The 19,296-nt window shown below is 71.3% G+C and carries 18 protein-coding genes and 1 pseudogene; 12 read left to right on the forward strand and 7 right to left on the reverse strand.

Features of this window, described 5'->3' with window-relative positions; genetic code table 11:
* Positions 1–13: 13 nt before the first annotated feature.
* Positions 14–814 (forward strand): ABC transporter ATP-binding protein, encoded by an 801-nt coding sequence (locus E1295_RS13700; RefSeq protein ID WP_220448690.1) that lies wholly within the window; start codon positions 14–16, stop codon positions 812–814.
* 58 nt (positions 815–872) lie between these two features.
* Here E1295_RS13700 and E1295_RS13705 read toward each other — a convergent pair whose 3' ends face one another.
* Both E1295_RS13705 and E1295_RS13710 read right to left on the reverse strand, forming a co-directional pair.
* Positions 873–3,302 (reverse strand): helicase-associated domain-containing protein, encoded by a 2,430-nt coding sequence (locus tag E1295_RS13705; protein ID WP_132630642.1) that lies wholly within the window; start codon positions 3,300–3,302, stop codon positions 873–875.
* Between the two features lie 80 nt (positions 3,303–3,382).
* Positions 3,383–3,886, reverse strand: coding sequence for an ATP-binding protein (locus tag E1295_RS13710; protein WP_132630643.1), 504 nt, complete (start codon positions 3,884–3,886; stop codon positions 3,383–3,385).
* 223 nt (positions 3,887–4,109) lie between these two features.
* On the opposite strand from E1295_RS13710, the gene E1295_RS13715 reads away from it, so the two are divergent.
* The 3 genes from E1295_RS13715 (at position 4,110) to E1295_RS13725 (ending at position 5,514) form a co-directional block, all read left to right on the forward strand.
* A complete protein-coding gene (locus E1295_RS13715) occupies positions 4,110–4,931 on the forward strand; it encodes a helix-turn-helix domain-containing protein (protein WP_132630662.1) in 822 nt (273 codons plus the stop codon).
* Complete coding sequence (locus E1295_RS13720) at positions 4,932–5,168, forward strand: DUF397 domain-containing protein (protein WP_043632079.1); 237 nt, start codon at positions 4,932–4,934, stop codon at positions 5,166–5,168.
* A gap of 88 nt (positions 5,169–5,256) precedes the next feature.
* Entirely contained in the window at positions 5,257–5,514 is a 258-nt protein-coding gene (locus E1295_RS13725) for a hypothetical protein (RefSeq protein ID WP_132630644.1), read from the forward strand.
* A gap of 7 nt (positions 5,515–5,521) precedes the next feature.
* On the opposite strand, the gene E1295_RS13730 is transcribed toward E1295_RS13725, so the two are convergent.
* Both E1295_RS13730 and E1295_RS13735 read right to left on the reverse strand, forming a co-directional pair.
* Positions 5,522–6,121, reverse strand: a complete 600-nt coding sequence (locus E1295_RS13730) for a histidine phosphatase family protein (RefSeq protein WP_132630645.1) — start codon at positions 6,119–6,121, stop codon at positions 5,522–5,524.
* 68 nt (positions 6,122–6,189) lie between these two features.
* Positions 6,190–7,698 carry an alpha/beta fold hydrolase gene (locus E1295_RS13735; RefSeq protein ID WP_132630646.1) on the reverse strand — a complete coding sequence of 503 codons (1,509 nt, stop codon included), beginning with the start codon at positions 7,696–7,698 and terminating at the stop codon, positions 6,190–6,192.
* 224 nt (positions 7,699–7,922) lie between these two features.
* Between E1295_RS13735 and E1295_RS13740 the strand changes: the two genes are divergently transcribed.
* From E1295_RS13740 to E1295_RS13765, 6 genes are all read left to right on the forward strand, one after another.
* Positions 7,923–8,780 carry a Gfo/Idh/MocA family protein gene (locus E1295_RS13740; protein WP_132630647.1) on the forward strand — a complete coding sequence of 286 codons (858 nt, stop codon included), beginning with the start codon at positions 7,923–7,925 and terminating at the stop codon, positions 8,778–8,780.
* Between the two features lie 199 nt (positions 8,781–8,979).
* On the forward strand, positions 8,980–9,954 hold the full coding sequence (locus E1295_RS13745) for an ABC transporter substrate-binding protein (RefSeq protein WP_132630648.1): 975 nt from the start codon (positions 8,980–8,982) through the stop codon (positions 9,952–9,954).
* 2 nt (positions 9,955–9,956) lie between these two features.
* Positions 9,957–10,991: a FecCD family ABC transporter permease gene (locus E1295_RS13750; protein WP_246080026.1), complete on the forward strand. Its 1,035-nt coding sequence runs from the start codon at positions 9,957–9,959 to the stop codon at positions 10,989–10,991.
* A gap of 20 nt (positions 10,992–11,011) precedes the next feature.
* Positions 11,012–11,785 (forward strand): ABC transporter ATP-binding protein, encoded by a 774-nt coding sequence (locus E1295_RS13755; RefSeq protein ID WP_181957986.1) that lies wholly within the window; start codon positions 11,012–11,014, stop codon positions 11,783–11,785.
* Positions 11,782–12,432 (forward strand): adenosylcobinamide amidohydrolase, encoded by a 651-nt coding sequence (locus tag E1295_RS13760; RefSeq protein WP_132630650.1) that lies wholly within the window; start codon positions 11,782–11,784, stop codon positions 12,430–12,432. The genes E1295_RS13755 and E1295_RS13760 overlap by 4 nt, the downstream gene beginning before the upstream one ends.
* A gap of 21 nt (positions 12,433–12,453) precedes the next feature.
* The gene (locus tag E1295_RS13765) at positions 12,454–13,107 is read left to right on the forward strand and encodes a Uma2 family endonuclease (protein WP_166427211.1); all 654 of its coding nucleotides are present in this window, start codon (positions 12,454–12,456) and stop codon (positions 13,105–13,107) included.
* Here E1295_RS13765 and E1295_RS13770 read toward each other — a convergent pair.
* From E1295_RS13770 to E1295_RS50865, 3 genes and pseudogenes are all read right to left on the reverse strand, one after another.
* Positions 13,043–14,758 carry a hydantoinase B/oxoprolinase family protein gene (locus E1295_RS13770; RefSeq protein WP_132630652.1) on the reverse strand — a complete coding sequence of 572 codons (1,716 nt, stop codon included), beginning with the start codon at positions 14,756–14,758 and terminating at the stop codon, positions 13,043–13,045. The two genes, E1295_RS13765 and E1295_RS13770, sit on opposite strands and share 65 nt — an antisense overlap.
* Positions 14,755–14,898, reverse strand: coding sequence for a hypothetical protein (locus E1295_RS50110; RefSeq protein WP_220448693.1), 144 nt, complete (start codon positions 14,896–14,898; stop codon positions 14,755–14,757). The genes E1295_RS13770 and E1295_RS50110 overlap by 4 nt, the downstream gene beginning before the upstream one ends.
* A 461-nt stretch (positions 14,899–15,359) precedes the next feature.
* Positions 15,360–16,769: pseudogene (locus tag E1295_RS50865) on the reverse strand (hydantoinase/oxoprolinase family protein); the annotation flags it as partial.
* Positions 16,770–16,875: 106 nt separating this feature from the next.
* On the opposite strand from E1295_RS50865, the gene E1295_RS13780 reads away from it, so the two are divergent.
* Both E1295_RS13780 and E1295_RS13785 read left to right on the forward strand, forming a co-directional pair.
* Complete coding sequence (locus tag E1295_RS13780; RefSeq protein WP_132630653.1) at positions 16,876–18,339, forward strand: hypothetical protein; 1,464 nt, start codon at positions 16,876–16,878, stop codon at positions 18,337–18,339.
* Positions 18,339–19,296, forward strand: a 958-nt coding sequence (locus E1295_RS13785) for a serine/threonine-protein kinase (RefSeq protein WP_166427212.1), incomplete at its 3' end; no start/stop codon positions are given. The genes E1295_RS13780 and E1295_RS13785, both read left to right, overlap by 1 nt.

The following is a 19,296-nucleotide window of genomic DNA, read 5'->3' on the forward strand; positions in this document are numbered from 1 at the left end:
AGGATCTCCGCTGATGGCCTCCCGTCTGTCCGGCACCGGCCTCACGCTCGCCTACGACCAGCGCGTCGTCGCCACGGACCTGAACGTGTCGATCCCCGACGAGTCCTTCACCGTCATCATCGGCCCGAACGCCTGCGGCAAGTCCACCCTGCTGCGGGCGCTGGCCAGGATGCTCAAGCCGAGGACGGGCGCCGTGCACCTCGACGGGAGCGTCATCACCTCCCTGCCGTCGAAGGAGGTGGCCAGGCGGCTCGGCCTGCTCCCGCAGAGCTCGATCGTGCCCGACGGCATCACCGTGGCCGACCTGGTGGCCCGCGGCCGCTACCCGCACCAGCGGCTCATGCGGCAGTGGTCGAAAGCCGACGAGAAGGCGGTGGCCGAGGCCATGCGCGCCACCGACGTGAGCGAGCTCGGCGACCGGATCGTGGACGAGCTGTCGGGCGGCCAGCGGCAGCGGGTGTGGCTGGCCATGGCGCTGGCGCAGGAGACGCCGATCCTGCTGCTCGACGAGCCCACCACGTTCCTGGACATCTCCCACCAGATCGAGGTGCTCGACCTCTGCGCCGACCTGCACGAGGCCGGACGGACCATGGTGGCCGTGCTGCACGACCTGAACCAGGCCTGCCGGTACGCGACCCACCTCATCGTGATGCGCGGCGGCGCGATCGTGGCGGAGGGGCAGCCGGGCGACGTCGTCACGCCGGAGCTGGTGCGGCAGGTGTTCGAGCTGCGCTGCGAGATCATCCAGGACCCGCAGACGGGCACGCCGCTGATCGTCCCCGAGGCCCGCCGCCGCGTCACGGCTCACGCTTGACCGGGCGCGGCTGACCGGGCGCGGCCGCCGAAAGGGCGCGGGCGAACGGGCGCGGGCGTCAGTAGGCGCCCCTGACCTCGACGATCTCGGCGAGGGGGAACTCCAGGTAGTCGCCCGCCTCCTCGCACCACGCGTCGAGCGCGCCGCCCTTGAGCTCGCCGTGGCTGATGGTGGCCGTCAGACCGTCGGTGAGCGTGATGCCGGCCCGCACGCCGCGGTCGACCACGAAACCGAGCAGCGACTGCTGGGCCGTCGGCAGCCTGGTGGCCATCCGGCCGATGACCGCCCAGGTGCGGCCGTTGGTGCCGGCGTCGGCCCGGCTGGAGGTGATCAGGCGGCGGGCGTGCTCGTAGGGGTCGGGCGGCGGCTCGGCCAGCATGTAGGGGGGCGCCTCGAGCTCGGTGATGCCGGTGAAGTCGGACAGCTCGGCCACCTGGCCGCCGGGCAGCAGGATCAGCTTGCCGTTGTGCGGCTCGTCCAGGTGGGACGACCTGGCCCGGTGAATCGTGATCTCGCCGGTGTCGGCCACGGGCACGGGGGAGTAGCCGACCTCGCGCAGCGCCGACAGGGTCCGCTCCGCGGGCTCGGCGCTGACCAGCACCGTGGGCGCGAGCAGCCGCAGCCCCAGCTTGCCCAGCCGCCGGTGTGCGGCGATCTCGGCCAGCAGCGTCGGGTCGGCGGCCTGCACGACGCAGCCCACCGTGGTGACCGTCACCTCGCCGTGCCGGCGGGCGGTGTCGCGCACCAGGTATTCCAGCGGCTGCGGGATGGTGCCGACCGCGGCCAGCTCGTCGAGCAGCTCGTCGGGCTCGTAGCCGCGGTCGAGGGCCCGGCGTACGCTGCCCGTGGTGAAGCGCCACACCGAGGCGGCGCCGCGCGACTCGCGGTCGGCGGCCCGGTCGAGCAGCTCCGCCAGCTCGGCCGACGGCGGGCCGGTCACGACGGCGGTGAGGTCGGGGCCGAACAGGGCGCTCCTGCGCACGCTCGCCAGCGCCCGGGTGGCCGCCTCGGACAGCACGGGGTCGTGCTCCACCATGGGCACGGCGGCGTCGTTCTCGTCGCCCGGCCGGGCGGTCAGGCCGGCCAGCGCCCGGCCCAGGTCGGTGAGCGCGTTGTTGGCGAGCAGTCCCAGCAGCCTGGCCTCGTCGAGCACCGCGGGGGCGCACTCCCGCAGCAGATCCACGTCGATCAGAGGCGCGTGCCAGTGCACACTGCCCATGAGGCTGTCGCGGCCGGCGAACGCCGTGCCGGCGGGCAGGTGGGCCAGCACCGACAACACGGCTCTGCGGACCCTTGCCACCGCGCTGCCGGTGGGGTCGTCGCCAAGCACGGTGCCGTACTTGCCGTCGACCCTGCGCAGTGACGAGCGCTCCATGCGCCACCACGCCGACAGCAGCACCCGGAGCCTGGCCGAGCCCTCGTCGAGCCGCCAACGGTCGTAGCGCTCGGTGGGGATCATGCCGCCGGACTGCTCGTCCCAGGCCAGCAGCCTGGCCACCGCGCAGATCTCCAGCAGCAGCCGCGTCTCGTCCTCGTCGCAGCCGGTCTCCTTGGAGATCCTGCGCACCTCGCGCACGCCCACGCCGCCGGTCTTGAGCAGCGGCAGCGGCGTCTTCGCGGTGTTGTCGAGCAGGGCCGCGCACCGCTCCACCACGTGCGGCGCGGCCAGGGTCATCAGGTGGTCGACCTCTTCGGGATCGACGGGGATGGTGGCCACCTCGGGCGACTCGGGCGCGTAGGGCGGGTGGTAGCCGGGGCCGCGCAGGCAGATCGCGACCTCGCGGGGGATCTCCGCGACGTGCCAGCTCGGCCGGAACAGCATGCCGTGGTCGGCGCACCACTTCTCCGGCGTGCCGGCGGTGACGAAGCGGCCGCCGTCGACGTTGAGCGTGGGCCCTTCCCAGGCGAACCGGTCGAGCAGCGGGACGGCGCCCTCGGGGGCCTTGGCCAGCATCGCCCGGACCCGCTCGCCGTCGCTGAGCGCCTCGGTGACCCGGGCGATCGTGCGGCGTTTGTTGCCCTGCGCGGGCATACCGAGGTTGCGGGCGAGCGCGTGCAGCGCGTCGTTGCTGATGGTCCAGGAGTTGAGGTAGTGGTCGAGGGGCTCGCCCAGGCTCAGCGGCGCCGACCACCAGCGCGTCACGCCCTCGGCCAGATGGATCACGCCGTCGTCGCCGGGCCAGGCGAGCGCGTGGTCGTAGAGGTGATCGAGCCAGGGGGTCACGTCGTCGGGCCGGGCGTCGACGAAGGCCGCCAGCCGGTCGGCCGTGGGACGGGTCATGGCCAGGGCGGCCTCGGCCAGTTGCAGGCAGGGGAGGGGAAGCCTCCGCAGGGTCTCCATGACGGCGAAGCCGTTGCCCAGCCGCTGGGCCAGGGTGTCGAGCCGCCGTGGCCACGGCGCGGCGATGGCGTCAGGCCTGTTGGCCAGGACGCGGCCGAGCCGGTCTTCCTCTAGTGTTCGCAGCCAGCCGAGCAGGTGATCTTCCATCTGTCAGCACTCTCATGGGGTCGCGCGCAAGGGACTCACCGTGAGCCATGACCATCCACGGTAATGCAGATCACCCCCGGTCAGGAGAGGACTGCCCAGACGATCTTTCCGTGAGGTGCGAGTGCGGACCAGCCCCAGCGGAGGCTGAGTGATTCGACGATGTGGAGTCCGAGGCCGCCGGTGTCAAGGGGCCCAGGGTATCGCAGCACCGGCACCGATGACCCTGGATCGGTGAAGGCGCTGGTCACGAGCGGCCCGCGGCGGACCAGGGACATGTGCACGGCGCGTTCGCGGCGCGGGTCGTCGAGGCAGAGACCGTGGCGCAGGGCGTTGGTGGCCAGCTCGGAGACCACCAGTTCCATGTTCTCGATGAGTTCGCCCAGCCCCCATCCGGTCAGGACGCCGGCGCCGAAGCTCCGGGCCGAATGGACGGAGGAAGCGGTGGGCGGCAGCACGAACGTGGCGCTCGTCGACGGGCCGGGGGCCAGCAGATCGCGGGCGGCCTCCGGCCACCAGCCGACCGGAGGCCACCAATCGAAGGTCGTCCACTGGCCGGGCGCCGTGGTGGATTGCACGTAGATCATTCTGCGTCAAACTCTCGTGCAACTGCAAGAGCGAATGCACGTGCAGACAACGCGTGCAAGCGCTACGGTTTCCTCCAAAAGGTCAATATGGGGGAAAGGGGATCTTGTCCGCGGCCCATGATCTTTGGGCCGTGAAGTGACAGACTGAGTCGCAAGGAAACGACCAAGGAGCAAGCACGTGTCCATTGATCCGCCTGGTTCCGGCTCGACCGTTCGGCGCATCATGCTGGGGGCGAGTCTCAGGCGCCTGCGTGAAGCCAGCGGCCTGGACCGTGCTCAGGCCGGATTTCACATCCGGGCGTCCGAGTCCAAGATCAGCCGCATGGAGCTCGGGCGCGTCGGCTTCAAGACACGTGACGTGGAAGACCTGCTCACCCTGTACGGCGTCGTCGACGATGCCGAACGCCGTGCCCTGCTGGAGATGGTTCGTGAGGCCAACACCCCCGGGTGGTGGCACAAGTACTCGGCGGAGTTGCCGTCGTGGTTCACCACGTACGTGGGCCTGGAGGAGGCCGCCAGCGTGATCCGCACCTATGAGGTGCAGTTCGTGCCGGGCCTGCTGCAGACTGCCGCGTATGCGCGTTCGGTCTATCAGCTCGGCAACCCCGATGCGAGCCCGGAGAGAATCGAGCGCCGCGTGCACATGCGCATGCAGCGTCAGGAGCGCTTCACGCAGAAGGACGGGCCCCGTCTGTGGGCCGTCGTCGACGAGGCGGCTCTCAAGAGGACCATCGGCGGGCGAGAGGTCATGTCCGAGCAGCTCCAGCATCTGCTGGAGGTCGCTGCCCTTCCCAACATCACCCTGCAGGTGATGCCCTTCAGGTTCGGCAAGCACGCCGCTGAAGGGGGCGCGTTCAGCATCTTGCGGTTTCCCGAGTCCGACTTGTCGGACGTTGTCTACGTCGAGCAGCTCTGGGGTGCCCTGTACCTGGACAAACGTGAGGACATCGATCCGTATCTCACGGCTATGGAGCAACTGTGCGTGGAAAGCACCACGCCAGGGGGCACCGTCGAGCTCATCGGCGGTCTTCTCAGAAAGATGTAGATGAACCAGACCTACAACGGCATGCCCGCGGCGGACCTCACCCAGGTCGCCTGGCGCAAGAGCCGCTACAGCAACTCGCAGGGCAACTGCGTGGAGCTCGCGGAGCTTCCCGATGGAGGCATCGCGGTGCGCAACTCACGTTTCCCCGACGGCCCTGCACTCATCTATACCCGCGACGAGATCCGGGCCCTGGTGCTCGGCGTGAAGGACGGAGAGTTCGACGGACTGCTCGTGTAACACCATGTTCACCTCCGGCTCGCCCGCTTAACGGCGGCGAGCCGGAGGCGTAACCGCTCCGCCTCCCGCCCGGGCCAGGATCGGGGCCATGCTCGACCAGATGACGCTGTACCCGATCGCCGACGACGTGTTGTTCGCGCCGGGCGGCAAGGTCGTGATCCGCACCTACGGCGTGGCTCCCGCCGCCGCGGGCGCCGCCGTCTCCTACCGGACGTGGGTGACCGGCATCCGCGACCAGCCGAGGTACTGGCACTGGGGCCATTTCGAGGACGCCGCCGCGGGCCACCGCAGGGTCCTGGAGTGGCTCACGGGGCGCGGCCCGCGACCCGCCCAGGTGCCGGCCTGACCGCGGGTCAGGGCGCCTGGAGGCAGTCGACCGGGGCGTTCCACGCCATGAGCACCGGTTCGGCGTGCTCGAGACCGAGCCGCGAGTAGGTGCCCGTGTCGAGCTTGAACAGCCGGCCCTCGGCGGGGCCGAGCCCCAGCCAGCGGGCGGCCAGGACGCGCAGGAAGTGACCGTGCGCCACCAGTGCCACCCGCCCCTGCGCGGCGCGCGCCCGATCGATCACCCGGTCGGCGCGGGCGGCGACCTCGGCGGCGCTCTCGCCCGGGTGCTCGGCGTCGCCGGGGATCACCCCGTCGCGCCACAGGTACCAGCCGGGACGGCTCTCGCGGATCTCGGGGGTGGTGATGCCCTCGTAGCCGCCGTAGTCCCACTCCCACAGGTCGGCGTCCACGTCGTAGCCGTTGAGCCCGGCCAGGTCCGCCGTGCGCCGCGCGCGCTGCGCGGGCGAGACCAGCACGAGGCCGAACTCGCGGCCCTTGACCAGCGGTGCGAGCGCCCTGGCCTGCTCCTCGCCGTCGCCGGTCAGCGGCAGGTCGGTGCGGCCGGTGTGCTTGCCCACCTTGCTCCACTCAGTCGCGCCGTGTCGCAGCAGCAGCATCTCGTCCATGGCTCCATCATCCGGTACGGCCGGCCGCGGCCCGGAGGCAGGTCATGACCGCGGGCCGGCCGTACGGGTCAGTGCAGCGGGCGGCCCGTCGGCGACAGGGGCCCGCGCTCCGCCTTGGCCGTGGCGGACGGCCGGTCGGGGTACTCGGCCGCGCAGCGCGTGCCGCGCGGAGGCAGCACCAGGCTGGTCAGGTACGTTTCGATGTGCGTACGGGCGCAGGTGCTGTTGCGGTACTGGCCGTGGCCCACGCCGTCGTACTCCAGCACCGTGGTCCTCGGGATCTGCCGGGCGGCGCCGTAGTTCCACGCCGCCGGGGTGCCGACGTCATAGCGGGCCTTGGGCAGCAGGGTCGGCGGGTTGCCGGTGATGTCCAGGCGGTGCTGCGGGTTGGACACCTTGCCCTGCCAGTTCAGGCAGACCAGCACGTCGGACCAGAAGGGCGACAGCTTGGTGTGCGGGTAGAGCCGCTCCAGCCGCTTGCGGTACTGGTCGAGCTGCTCGAAGCCGCTGACCTCCCACTTCCAGTCGGAGCACCAGATGGACGGATAGGCGTAGCCGACGGTCTCCTGCCGTTTCCTGGGCCCCGTCGTGCCCGTCTTACTCGTCTTACCCGTCTTAGCCGTCGTGCGCGCCGTCGCTTCGCCGTCCGCGAGCGTCTTGAGGTGGCTCGCGAGGTCGAACCAGCTTCCCGCCGGGTCGTACATCGCGTCGAACAGCGTCAGGCGCAGTTGTTCCGCGGTGATGGGCTCTCCGGTCGCCGGGTCGTCCAGCCGGCCCGCGGCGGCCCGGTCGTGCAGGCCGTCCCACACTCCGGTGACGTCCTCGCCGTTCAGCGCGCATGCCCGGGTGCTGTCGCACCAGCGTACGAACGCCTTGAACGAGCCCTCGAGGTCCTCGGTCGTCGTCTGCAGGTAGCGGAAGACCGAGGTGATGCTGTGGTCCATGTTCGAGTCGATGGCCATGGCGCGGAGCCTGCCGGGGAACAGCTCGGCGTACTGCTGGCCGACCTGGGTGCCGTACGAGAGGGCGAAGAAGCTGATCTGCCGCTCACCGAGCACGGCGCGGATCGAGTCGATGTCGCGGGCCGCGTTGGTGGTGTGCACGTGATCGATGGTCGCGCCGGTGTGCTCGCGGCAATCCTCCGACAGCTTGGCGTTGTAGGCCAGCCACGCCTGGTACTCCGCCTCGTTCGCCGGGAAGGTGAGCGGGGACTCGTTCACCACGTCCGCGCTGCACCGCACCGGGGTGCTGCGGCCGACGCCGCGCGGGTCGAGGCTGACGAGGTCGAAGTATTTACGCATCGCGCTGTCGGGGGCGATGGCGCCGTTGAGAATGAACGGGCTGATCCCCGAGCCGCCGGGGCCGCCCGGATGTACGATCAGTACGCCGATGCGTTTGTCCGGCTCGCTTGCCTTCAACCGGCCGATCGCCAGGTCGAGGGTGGGGCCCGAGGGGTCGGCGTAGTCGACGGGCACCTTGATGGTGGCGCACTCGCCGCCGATCTCGCCGCATGCCGCCCAGTCGATCGGCGCCGGTGCGGCGCTCGCGGGCGCCGCCGCCGAAGTGCTGACGAGCAAACCCGCTATAGCTATACAAAAGAGGCTTTTTAGCACTAAATCCTGCCTTATCGCGTTGGTCGCACCCTTGCCGCGGGTGGGGGCGATGGACGGCGATCATGCTAGGCAGCGCCGAGGCGGAGAAGCGTTCGAATCGGTTTTTGCGGCACAAGAGAGCGTTTGCAGGTTCAATGTGGGGGATTGATGTCCAATATCGTGAGGTTTGCGAAGACTTAGGGGGGCGCATGGAACCGGTGGCGGTCGGGCTGGTCGGAGCGGGGCCGTGGGCGGAGATGGCGCACGTGCCGATGCTCACCAGAGGGCCGCACACGCGGCTGGCCGGGGTGTGGGCCCGCAGGCCCGAGGCGGCCGCCCGGTTCGGCGCTCCGGCGTTCGAGCGGGTCGAGGAGCTCTTCGACGCCTGCGAGGCCGTCGCGTTCTGCGTGCCGCCGGCCGTACAGGCCGAGATCGGCGTGCGCGCCGCCCGCGCGGGCAAGGCGCTGCTGCTGGAGAAGCCGCTGGCCGACTCGCTCGAGAACGCCGAGCGCCTGGCCGCCGCCGTCGCGGAAGCCGGCGTCGCCTCCCAGATGGTGCTCACCATGAGGTACGCCACCCAGACCCGCATCTTCCTCGCCCGCTGCGCCGAGATCGAGGCGTTCGGCGGCCACGCCGCCAACATCTCCGGCGCCCTCCTCGGCGACCACCACTTCGCCACCCCGTGGCGGCTCGAACGCGGCGCGCTGCTGGACGTCGGGCCGCACGTCATCGACCTGCTGGACGCCGCGCTCGGCCGGGTGAGCGGCGTGCGCGCCCACGGCAACCCGCTCGGCTGGACCGGGCTGCTGCTGGAGCACGAGAACGGCGCCGTCAGCGAGGCGTCCCTGTGCATGACCGCGGTCGGCGACCTGCCTCCGTCGTCGTTCGCCGTGTACGGCCGCACCGGCAACGCCGTGCTGCTGCCGTTCGACGACGACCCCCTCGAGAACGTGGCCGCGGAGTTCGCGGAGACCGTGCGGAACGGCGGCGGCCACCCGCTCGACGCCGCCCACGGGCTCCGGCTCCAGCGGATCATCGCCGAGGCGGAGGCCCAACTGGGCCCTTGACGCCCGGCGCCACAGGGGGATTGATAGCGTTTGTCCGACGCGCAGCGTTGCAGCGAAGTCCGGTGCGAATCCGGCGCTGTCCCGCAACTGTCATAGCCAGGTCGCCTGCCGCTGCGCCGACGTCATCAGCCCTCGTGGAAAAGGGTGATCCGTCGCTCCAAGCGGGTCTCTCGGTTCCGACAGTGTGAAAGGACTACTCGTGAGGCCCGTACGAACGGCCTTCGCGGGCGCGCTGCTGGGAACGCTCGTTCTGGCCGGCTGTGGCCAGGCCGGCACGACAGCCACCCCCTCCTCCGCCCCCGCGTCCTCGGCTCCCTCCACCTCCTCCAACTCCTCCGGGGAGTTCCCCGTCACGATCGAGGCGGGCAACGGCCAGGTCACCATCGACAAGAAGCCGGAGCGCATCGTCTCGCTGTCGGCCAGCCACACCGAGACGCTCTTCGCCGTCGGCGCCGGCTCTCAGGTCGTCGCGGTCGACGACCAGTCGAACTACCCGCCCGAGGCTCCCAAGACCGCCCTGTCGGGCTTCAAGCCCAACGTCGAGGCCATCGTCGCCGAGAAACCCGACCTCGTCGTCGTCTCCGACGACCTGAACAACATCGTCGCCGAGCTGGGCAAGGTGAACGTGCCCGTCCTGGTGCAGCCCGCCGCCACCACGCTCGACGACACGTACGAGGAGATCGTCGAGTTCGGCGCCGCCACCGGCAACAAGGCCAAGGCCGAGGAGGTCGTCTCCGGCATGAAGACGGCCCTGGACAAGCTGGTCGCCGAGGCGCCGAAGGACAGCAAGCTCACCTACTACCACGAGCTCGACCAGACGCCGTACGCGGCGACGTCGGAGACGTACATCGGCCAGATCTACGGCCTGTTCGGCCTCACCAACATCGCCGACAAGGCGCCCGCGTCCGCGGGCGGCTACCCCAAGCTCTCCGCCGAGTTCGTCGCCCAGGCCGACCCCGACCTGATCTTCCTGGCGGACGTCAAGTGCTGCGGGCAGAGCAAGGAGACCCTGGCCGAGCGGCCCGGGTGGAAGAACCTGTCGGCACTCAAGAAGGACCAGGTGATCCAGCTCGACGACGACATCGCCTCCCGCTGGGGGCCGCGCGTCGTCGACCTGGCCGAGGCCATCGGCGCCGCCGTGGCGAAGGCGGGCGCCGGGGACGGCACGAGCTGACCGTGACGACGCAGGCCCGCCCGTCCAGGGCGAGACCCGCCTGGGTGGCAGGCGCTCTCGGCGTGCTGGCCGTCTCCATGGTCGCCGGGCTGCTCGACGGGGCCGCCGACATCTCGCCGTGGCAGGTCGTGCTCCAGGCCGCCGACTGGCTGCCGTTCGCCCACGTCGACTCGGGGCTCGCCCCGGTCGAGCAGGGGCTGCTGTACGAGCTGCGGCTGCCCCGCGTCCTGGTCGCCGCTGTGGTCGGCGGGCTGCTGGCCATGGCGGGGGCCGGATACCAGGGGGTGTTCCGCAACCCGCTGGCGGACCCGTACCTACTGGGCGCCGCCGCGGGGGCGGGGCTCGCGGCGACCGCGGTCATCGTGCTGCTGCCCGCGGCGGAGGGCAGCGTGCCGATCGCCGCCTTCGCCGGGGCCGTCGGCGGCGTGTTCCTGGCCTACACGCTCGGCAACACCGCCGGGCGCGCGGGCGGCACCGCCACGCTGGTGCTGGCCGGGGTGGCGGTCACGTCGTTCCTGACCGCGATCCAGACGTTCGTCCAGCAGTTCAAGGTGGAGGAGCTGCAGCGCATCTACTCGTGGATCCTCGGCGACGTCGGCGGCGGGTGGGACCAGCTCTGGATGGTCCTGCCGTACGCCGCCGTCTCCGCCGTCCTGCTCCTGCTGCACGGCAGGATGCTCGACGTGCTGTCCGTGGGCGACGAGGAGGCCACCAGCCTCGGGGTGCGGGCCTCCAGGGTCCGGTTCACGGTGCTGCTGGCGGCGTCGCTGGCCACCGCCTCGGCCGTGGCGGTGAGCGGGCTGATCGGCTTCGTGGGCATCGTCGTCCCGCACGTCGTCAGGCGGCTGGCGGGCGGCTCGTACCGCAGCGTGCTGCCGCTCTCGATGATCGGCGGCGGGGCCTTCCTGGTGCTGGCCGACCTCGTCGCCCGCACCGTGCTGGCCCCCGCCGAACTGCCGATCGGCGTGGTCACCATGTTCGTGGGGGCGCCGTTCTTCGTCGGCGTGCTCCGCATGACCAGGCGGGCGGTCACATGATCGGGCACATGATCGGGCACATGATCGGGGCATCGGCCGTCTCCGTGCGGCTCGGCGGGCGTGACGTCGTCGCCGACGTCGGGCTCGACGTGCACCGCGGCGAATGGCTGGCCGTCATCGGGCCCAACGGCGCCGGCAAGTCCACGCTGCTCAAAGCGGTCATGGGCCTGGTCGCGCACCGGGGCGAGGTCACGATCGACTCCCGGCCGGCCGCCGCGCTCAAGCCACGCGCGCGGGCCAGGCTGGTGGCGTACGCGCCGCAGTCCCCGGCCCTGCCGGCTGACATGTCGGTCTTCGACTACGCGCTGCTCGGGCGTACCCCGTACATCCCCTACCTCGGCAGGGAGAGCGGGCACGACCGGCGGGTCACCGCCTCCGTGCTCGACCGGCTCGACCTGTCGGAGCTGGCCGGCCGCCACGTCGGCGAGCTGTCCGGCGGGGAACGGCAGCGGGTGGTGCTGGCCAGGGCGCTCACCCAGGAGGCTCCCGTACTGCTGCTCGACGAGCCGACGACGGCGCTCGACCTCGGGCACCAGCAGCAGGTGCTGGAGCTGGTCGACCGCCTGCGCCGGGCCGACGGGCTGACCGTCGTCACCACCCTGCACGACCTGACCGTCGCCGGCCTGTACGCCGACTCCCTGCTCCTCATGGCCGGAGGGCGCGCGGTGGCCGCGGGCAAGCCCGCCCAGGTGCTGACCGAGGCGCTGGTGGGACGGCACTTCGACGCCCAGGTGAAGATCGAGCCTGGCCCCGACGGGCGGCCCGTGGTGCACCTGGTCAGAGGAAGACCGTGAAGCTGACGTACCGGGTGGAGGAGGGGACCAGGCTCGGGTCGCTGTTGTGGGAGTTCGGGCCAGGGTGGCGGATGATCTCCTCCGCGATGCTGGGCGGAGGGATCGGGACCCGCGCGTGGGTGCTGAACGCGCAGGTCGTGGCCGGCTACGCGCGCATGGACCCGGCCGAGCACCTGCGGTCGTTAGGCCCTGACGGAGACGGGGTCGGGATGATGACCGCCGCGTCCGTCGACCGCTACGCGCGGGCCGCGGACGGCGGCGTGGAGGCGGTGGCCACCGTCGGGCTGCGGGTGCCCACCTGGGCCGCCGCCCCCGAGGGCGCCGAGGATCCCGAGCTCGCGCCCATGCGGGCGGGCACGGTCAACATCGTCACCGTGCTCCCGGTCCCGATGACGGACGCCGCCCTGGTCAACACGGTCATGACGGTCACGGAGGCGAAGACGCAGGCGCTCATCGAGGCCGGCTTCCCGTGCACGGGCACGGCGTCCGACGCGGTCTGCGTCGCCGTGCCCGTCGCCGTGCCCGCCGCCGGAACGCCGGAGGTCTTCGGCGGGCCGCGCTCGGAATGGGGGGCACGGGTCGCGCGGGCGGTGCACCGGGCGGTCCGGCGCGGCGCCGAAGCGTGGCGCCCCCGTCACTCCACGTGAGGATTTTCGGCGAAGTAGCATGTGGGCGAGGGCGAGGCTCCCGATACTGAGTGGGTGACCGCAATGGCGACGATCGAACCGAAGAGCGGAACGGCCGCCCAAGGGCCGACCACGAGGCGCACGGTTCTCCCGGGTGCGCCGCCGTTCACCGTCGACGACCTGCTCGAGTTTCCCGACGACGGGAACCGCTACGAGCTCTTCAACGGGAGCCTACTAGTGAGCCCTGCCCCCACCCCCCTGCACCAGCGTGTGATCACCCGACTGATGATCACCCTCCAGAGCGCGGCGCCGCCCGAACTGGAGTGCCTGACCACGGTCAACGTTGGCTACAGCAACGAGAACTTCTACATACCCGACCTCGTCGTAGTCCCCGAGGAAGTGTCCGACGGGGTGGACCTGATGTACTCACCCGGCGATCTGCTCCTCGCCGTCGAGGTGGTCAGTCCGAGCAGCAAGTCCGTCGACAGAGCGGCCAAGGTGGAGGCTTACGCCGAAGCGGGCATTCCCCTCTACTGGCGTGTCGAGCCCATGGAAGGGCCGAGAATCTACGTCTACGAACTCGACGGCCACTCCTACGCGGGACCCGCCGTTCACAAGGCCGGAAACCTGGTCACCCTGTCGGCTCCCTTCTCCGTGACCTTCGATCCCGCCCGGTTGATGCGTCCCAGAGGCTGACCCCGTAGTCCTCGGCCGCTCCTCGGGGGGTGACGCGCCCCGCCTCGAGGTCGGCCAGGAGCGCCTGCCTGTCGCGTTCGCCCGGCGGGCCGATGCCGCCCCCGCCCGTGGTCTCCACGATGAACGCCTCGCCCGCCGCGAACCGCACGTTGTTGACCTTCGACGCCAGGCGCTCGACCGTCCCGTCCAGATGACGCTTAAAGAACCCGCCCGGCCGTCCCGGCAGCCCGCCGTCGCGGCCCGGCGGCGCCAGCCGGAGCCGGTCGCCGCGCGTGGTGACGTGGCAGCCGGCCAGGAAACGGTAGACGGTGCGCGAGCCCAGCCCGCCCCGGTCACGTCCGGGTCCGCCCGAGTCGGGGATCGTCTCGACCGACTCGACGATCAGCGGGCAGCGGCTCTCCACGGGCTCGGCCTGCGGCACCGAGTTGCGGCCGATCCCGAAGTGCACACCCGTCGCGTCCGGCCCGTCCAGGCCCTGCCGGGCGCCCACCCCGCCGAAGTCGTACGAGAGGTGGATCCAGTACGGCGCGTCCACCGCCGCGATCGAGAACGGCTGCAGGATGCCGCTGGCCGCGATGGCCCGTTCCGGCACCGCGTCCGACATGGCCTGGAAGACGGCCTCCATGGCGGCGTAGATGGGGACGTACCGGCCGCCGCAGGGGTAGGGGGAGCGGGCGTTGAGCAGGGAGCACTCGGGCAGGCGCACGTCGATGGCGCGCAGGCAGCCGTCGTTCATGGGGATCGCCGGGTCCAGGAAGCAGCGCAGCGCGAAGACGGCGGCGGCGAGGGACTGGGAGGCCGAGGCGTTGATGGCGGCGGGGACCTGCGGGCCGGTGCCGGCGAAGTCGAGCACGGCCCGCTGCGGGCCGAGCGTGACGGCCACCCGAACGCGATGTGATTTTTCGGGATTTATCCCGTCGTCGTCGATCGGGTACGACGCCTCGAACCGCCCCCGCGGCAGCTCGGCGAGCGCGGCCCTGGTCCTGGCCTCGGTGTGGTCCAGGTAGGCGTCGACGCCGTCCGCCAGGCCCCGCTCGCCGTACTCGCCGATCAGCGTCTCCATCCGCCCTGCCGCCACCGCCGTGCCGGCCACCAGCGCTCGTACGTCGCCCATGACCTTGTCAGGGGTGCGGCTGTTGGCCCTCAGCACGGCCTCCATGGCCGGGTCGATGCCGTCCTCCGTGGCCAGGCGCACCGGGGGGAGCTGCAGGCCCTCCAGGTAGATGTCCGTGGCCAGGGGCGCCATGCCGCCCGCCGAGAGCCCGCCCAGGTCGGACACGTGGATCATGGTGGCCGTGAAGTAGGCGGGGACGCCGCCGACGAAGACGGGACGGTAGACGAGCAGGTCGTTGGTGTGCACGCCGCCCCGGTAGGCGTCGTTGAGCGCGTACACCTCGCCCGGCCGCATCGTCTCCAGCGGGAAGTCCTTGACCAGCTCGGGGAGCGCGGTCCTGAGCGCCATGCTGTTCATGAGCGTGGTGGCCATGGACTGGGCGACCAGCCGCCCCCGCGCGTCCAGGACGGCGGCGCAGGCGTCGGAGCCCTCCACGATGAACGTCGAGTACGCCGCGCGCACCACCACGATGCTCGCCTCCTCCGCCGCGACGACCAGGGCGTTCCTCAGCACCTCCGCGGTGAGCGGGTCGGTCATGGCAGGCTCCTGGCCAGGCGTACGGCGCCGGACCCGGTGAGGGTGGCGCTCCATCCGGGCGGCACGACGATCGCCGACTCGGCGTCCTCGACGAGGGCGGGGCCCCGCAGGCCCGCGCCCATGGTGCTCCTGGTGTGCACCGGCACCTCCACGTACCCGTCCGTCTCGGGAAAGTACGCCCGCCGCGCCCCGGGGCCGGCTCGTACGCAGGAGGGCAGCTCTTCATGTTCGTTCTCGGGTGCGTTTTCGGGGGCACGGTGACGCGGACGCGGTAGCCGACCAGTTCGATCGCGCCCGGCTGGGTGAAGCCGTAGACCTCGGCGTACCGCTGGAAGAAACGGGACTCCAGCAGCGCGCGGTCGGCGCTCCACGGGACGGTCAGGTCGTGCGACTGACCCCGGAACCGTACGTCCACCGACCGTGACACCCGCACGCCCGGCGATCCGGGTGAGACCCCGAGGTCCGTGGCCGCCTCCGAGGCGAGAGCGGCGAAGACCGCCTCGGGATCGGGCGCGTCCAGGCGGGACAGGACACGGTCCGTCGAGAGCTCCCCGGACAGCAGCCCGGCAGCCGACGCCACTCCGCAGTACGGCGGCACCACCACCGTGCCGATCCCGAACCGCTCCGCCACCCGGGCCGCGTGCGTGGGCCCCGCGCCGCCGAAGGCGACCAGGGCGAAGCCGCGGGGGTCGATCCCGCGCTGGACGGTCACCACGTGCACCGCCGACGCCATCGAGGCGCTGACGATCTCGTGCACCGCGTACGCCGCCCGCTCCCTTGGCACGCCGAGCGGCCCGGCCAGCCGGTCGAGCGCCTCGCCCGCGAGTCCGGGGGAGAGCGGGATGGAGGCGGAGGAGAGGTAGCCGAGCACCAGGTTCGCGTCCGTGACGGTCGGCTCGCGGCCGCCCAGGCCGTAGCAGGCGGGCCCAGGAGAGGACCCGGCCGAGCGCGGCCCCACGCGCAGCGCACCCGCGGGGTCGAGCCAGGCCACGCTGCCGCCGCCGGCCCCGACCTCGGCCAGGTCGATGGCGGGGGTCTTGATGGGGACGCCGGTGCCGGCCCGCCGCCCGCCGAAGCTGCCCTTGCCGCCCACGTGGAACTCGTGGGTGATCTCGGGCCGCCCGCCGCGTACGACGCACGCCTTGGCCGTCGTGCCGCCCATGTCGAACGAGATGGCGTCCGGATACCCGGCGCCGGCCGCGGCCAGGACTCCCGCGGCGGGGCCCGACTCGATCGTGGCGACCGCGCGCCGGGCGGCCAGTTCGGCGGAGATGACGCCGCCGCCGGACTCCATGACGTGGATGGGAGCCTCGATGCCGATGCCGGCCAGCCGTTCCCGGAGCCGCGACAGATAGGAAGCCATCAATGGACCGATATAAGCGGACATGATGGTGGTGGTGGCGCGCTCGTACTCCCGGATCTCCGGCCAGACGTCCGAGGACGTCACCACGTTCTTCACCGACTCGCGCAGGATCGCCGCCACCTGCCGCTCATGCGCGGGATTGGCGTACGCATGCAGCAGGCACACCGCCGCCGACTCGATGCCGCGCCGGGCGATCCCGGCGGCGGCCTCCCGCACCGACCCGGGGTCCAGCGGCGTCAGTACGGCGCCGCGCGCGGAGATCCGCTCCACCACCTCGAAACAGTCGCCGGGGGCCACGGGCGGGGGCGGCGGCGTGAAGCGGAGGTCGTAGCGGTCCTCCTCGACCCGGGCGTAGCGGCCGAGCGGGATGGTGGCACGAAAGCCCTGTGTCGTGACATAGGCGACTCGCACGCCGGTGCGTTCGAGCACCGCGTTGGTCGCCAGCGTGGTGGCGTGCACCACGCGCTCGACCTGGGCAGGGTCGCGGTCGCCGAGGGCGCGCGTAACACCGGCGAGGATTCCCGCGATGGGGTCGTAGTGGGTGCTCAATACTTTGGCCACGGCCAATGCGCCGCGCCGGCTCTCCTTGGCGCGAAGGACCACGTCGGTGAACGTGCCACCGACGTCGACGCCGATCACGAACCCCATCCGCGTACGTTATGTCCCCGAGCAAGCGCTTGTCTACGTAGTCGTCTATTGACTTACGGCACCTGATTGGGACGCTGGTTCTAATCCTGCGGTTTGGAGCGGAGAGATGGCGCGCCTCAGAGCTCTTGCCAGTGGCGTCGCGGCGGCGCTCGTGCTGGTCGCGATACCGGTCGCCGCACACGAGCACCCGAGCGGGATCACCGACCTGGTGAGCCCGGCCGTGGTGCGGCTGGAGGCCGTGTCCCACGTGGAGATCACTCTGCTCGACCACGTCGGCCGGCTCAAACATGTGGAGCGGTCCTACAACTTCCCGTTCGCCGAAGGCACGGGCACCGTCGTCAACCCCGACGGGAGCGTCGTCGCGCTGCGCCGCCTGGCGGTGAACGACGACGACGTCGCCGTACGCGCCGCCAACACGATCTTCGCCGAGCACCACGACGTCAGGATCCCGGCCGACGACAAGAAACACAAGCTCTCCGACGACCTGCTCGACCGGCACCTGCAGGACTGCTATCCGCCCAAGAGCGAGACCGCCACCTGCATCATCGACGTGACCACGGAGATCACGGCCTTCCCCAACGTCTCGCCGGCCAGCGCCGACGGCTACAAGCTCAAGCTCGCCAAGGCCGGGCCGAAACCCGACAGCGCCGCCCTGCTCGTGCCGCTCGACCCCGTGACGGGAAGTGTCGGCATGCCCACGGCGCCGCTCGCGGACAAGGTGCCCGAGCAGCAGGGCTCGCCCACCAGCGTGGCCGGCTTCCTCGGCCGTCCCGGCCCCAAGACCACCCACACCGTCGAGATCGCCCACCTCGGCAAGGGCGGCACGTCGGGCGACACCGGCAGGCCCTTCTCCGACCCGGAGAAGAAGGTGGACGAGCCGGTCAAGCTGGGCGGGCTGGCCGACAAGGGCATGATCGGGGCCCCCGTCATCGGCGACAAGGACGGCCACGTCATCGGCCTGCTCGTCGGCGGCGGCGACCAGGCCAGGATGATCGGCGTCAGGGAGATCACGAAGATCCTCACGGAGGCCGGGGTCGAGGCGCGCAGAGGCGCGATCGACACGGCGTTCGAAGCGGCGCTGACCCGCTACCACACGAACTACTTCACCGAGGCGGCGCCGGGGTTCCAGCGGGTGCTCGAGCTCTACCCGGGCAACGTGGTGGCCGCGGAACTGCTCAAGACCTCGCTGGCCAAGCGGGGCGGCCCCGAGGACCAGGGCACGCGGGAGGCGGCGGCCGCGCCGGCCGGTTCCACACCGCTGTGGCCGTTCCTCCTCGCGGCCGCGATTCTCTTCGTGGCCGCGGGCGGCGGGGCGTATCTGCTGTGGCGTCGCCGCGCTCCTGAAGGGGTGACAGCACTGGCACAGCCACCCGCGGCCGGTCCACCGCTCGACGACGGTGCCCACCAGACCGTGGTCGTACGGCGCTCCCCGCCGTTCCACGTGGCTCCGCAGCAGCAGCAGGTGATGACCGCGCCGGACCCGGCGATCAAATACTGCACCTCGTGCGGTATGAAGCTCGGCCCCGCGCATCGTTTCTGCGGCTACTGCGGCCACCCCACCGAGACGTGATGCACGTGAACGAAAGAGCGCTCATCGGCCAGGAGGTGGCCGGCTACTACATCGAGGACATCGTCGGCAAGGGCGGCATGGCCGTCGTCTACCTGGCGCTCGACCCCCGGCTGAGCCGCCGGGTGGCGCTGAAGATCCTCAACCCGGTGCTCAGCGTCGACGACCGCTTCAGGCAGCGGTTCATCCTGGAGTCCAGGACGGTGGCCAGCATCGAACATCCCAACATCATCCCGATCTACGAGGCGAACGCCGACGCCGACGGCGTGCTCTACATCGCCATGCGCTACGTCGACGGACTCGACCTGCGCCGCCTCATCTACGACCGGGGGCCGCTGCCGCTCGGGCCGGCCAACCGGATCTTCGCCCAGGTCGCCGCCGCGCTCGACGCCGCCCACGCGCACGACCTGATCCACCGCGACGTCAAACCTGCCAACATCCTGCTGGCCGGGGACCACGTCTACCTGACCGACTTCGGCATCACCAAGCACCGCTCGTCCATCTCCGGGCTCACCCAGACCGACCAGTTCATCGGCACACCCCGTTACATGTCGCCCGAGCAGATCAACAAGGAGCACATCGACGGCCGCTGCGACCAGTACGCGCTGGCGTGCGTGGTCTACGAGGCGCTGTCCGCGCGGCTGCCGTTCCAGCGGGAGAACGACATCGCGCTGCTCTGGGCCCACCTGGCCGAGCAGCCGACGCCCCTGTCGCAGCTCAGGCCCGAGCTGCCGCCGCAGGTCGACGCCGTGATGATGCGCGCGCTCGCCAAGGCGCCCGAGCAGCGGTACGCGACCTGCGCGGAGTTCGTGACCGCGCTGCGCGAGGCGATCACGGGGCAGCAGGATGATCCCCTGGGGTTCTCCGGGCCGGGAGGCTCCTCGATGCCGAATCTCGTGCCCCGCCCCGCGCCGGGCTCGGGCCCGCACCCCGTACTGCGGCCCGGCCGCCACGCCGCCC

Origin of the sequence: Nonomuraea mesophila (assembly GCF_004352805.1) — a bacterium.
GTDB classification, from domain to species: domain Bacteria; phylum Actinomycetota; class Actinomycetes; order Streptosporangiales; family Streptosporangiaceae; genus Nonomuraea; species Nonomuraea longispora.

Bases quoted from the DNA above. Each gene is read 5' to 3' on its own strand.
- E1295_RS13700 (WP_220448690.1), top strand. From the start codon at position 14: ATGGCCTCCCGTCTGTCCGGCACCGGCCTCACGCTCGCCTACGACCAG.
- E1295_RS13705 (WP_132630642.1), bottom strand. From the start codon at position 3,302: ATGGAAGATCACCTGCTCGGCTGGCTGCGAACACTAGAGGAAGACCGG.
- E1295_RS13710 (WP_132630643.1), bottom strand. From the start codon at position 3,886: ATGATCTACGTGCAATCCACCACGGCGCCCGGCCAGTGGACGACCTTC.
- E1295_RS13715 (WP_132630662.1), top strand. From the start codon at position 4,110: ATGCTGGGGGCGAGTCTCAGGCGCCTGCGTGAAGCCAGCGGCCTGGAC.
- E1295_RS13720 (WP_043632079.1), top strand. From the start codon at position 4,932: ATGAACCAGACCTACAACGGCATGCCCGCGGCGGACCTCACCCAGGTC.
- E1295_RS13725 (WP_132630644.1), top strand. From the start codon at position 5,257: ATGCTCGACCAGATGACGCTGTACCCGATCGCCGACGACGTGTTGTTC.
- E1295_RS13730 (WP_132630645.1), bottom strand. From the start codon at position 6,121: ATGGACGAGATGCTGCTGCTGCGACACGGCGCGACTGAGTGGAGCAAG.
- E1295_RS13740 (WP_132630647.1), top strand. From the start codon at position 7,923: ATGGAACCGGTGGCGGTCGGGCTGGTCGGAGCGGGGCCGTGGGCGGAG.
- E1295_RS13755 (WP_181957986.1), top strand. From the start codon at position 11,012: ATGATCGGGGCATCGGCCGTCTCCGTGCGGCTCGGCGGGCGTGACGTC.
- E1295_RS13770 (WP_132630652.1), bottom strand. From the start codon at position 14,758: ATGACCGACCCGCTCACCGCGGAGGTGCTGAGGAACGCCCTGGTCGTC.
- E1295_RS13780 (WP_132630653.1), top strand. From the start codon at position 16,876: ATGGCGCGCCTCAGAGCTCTTGCCAGTGGCGTCGCGGCGGCGCTCGTG.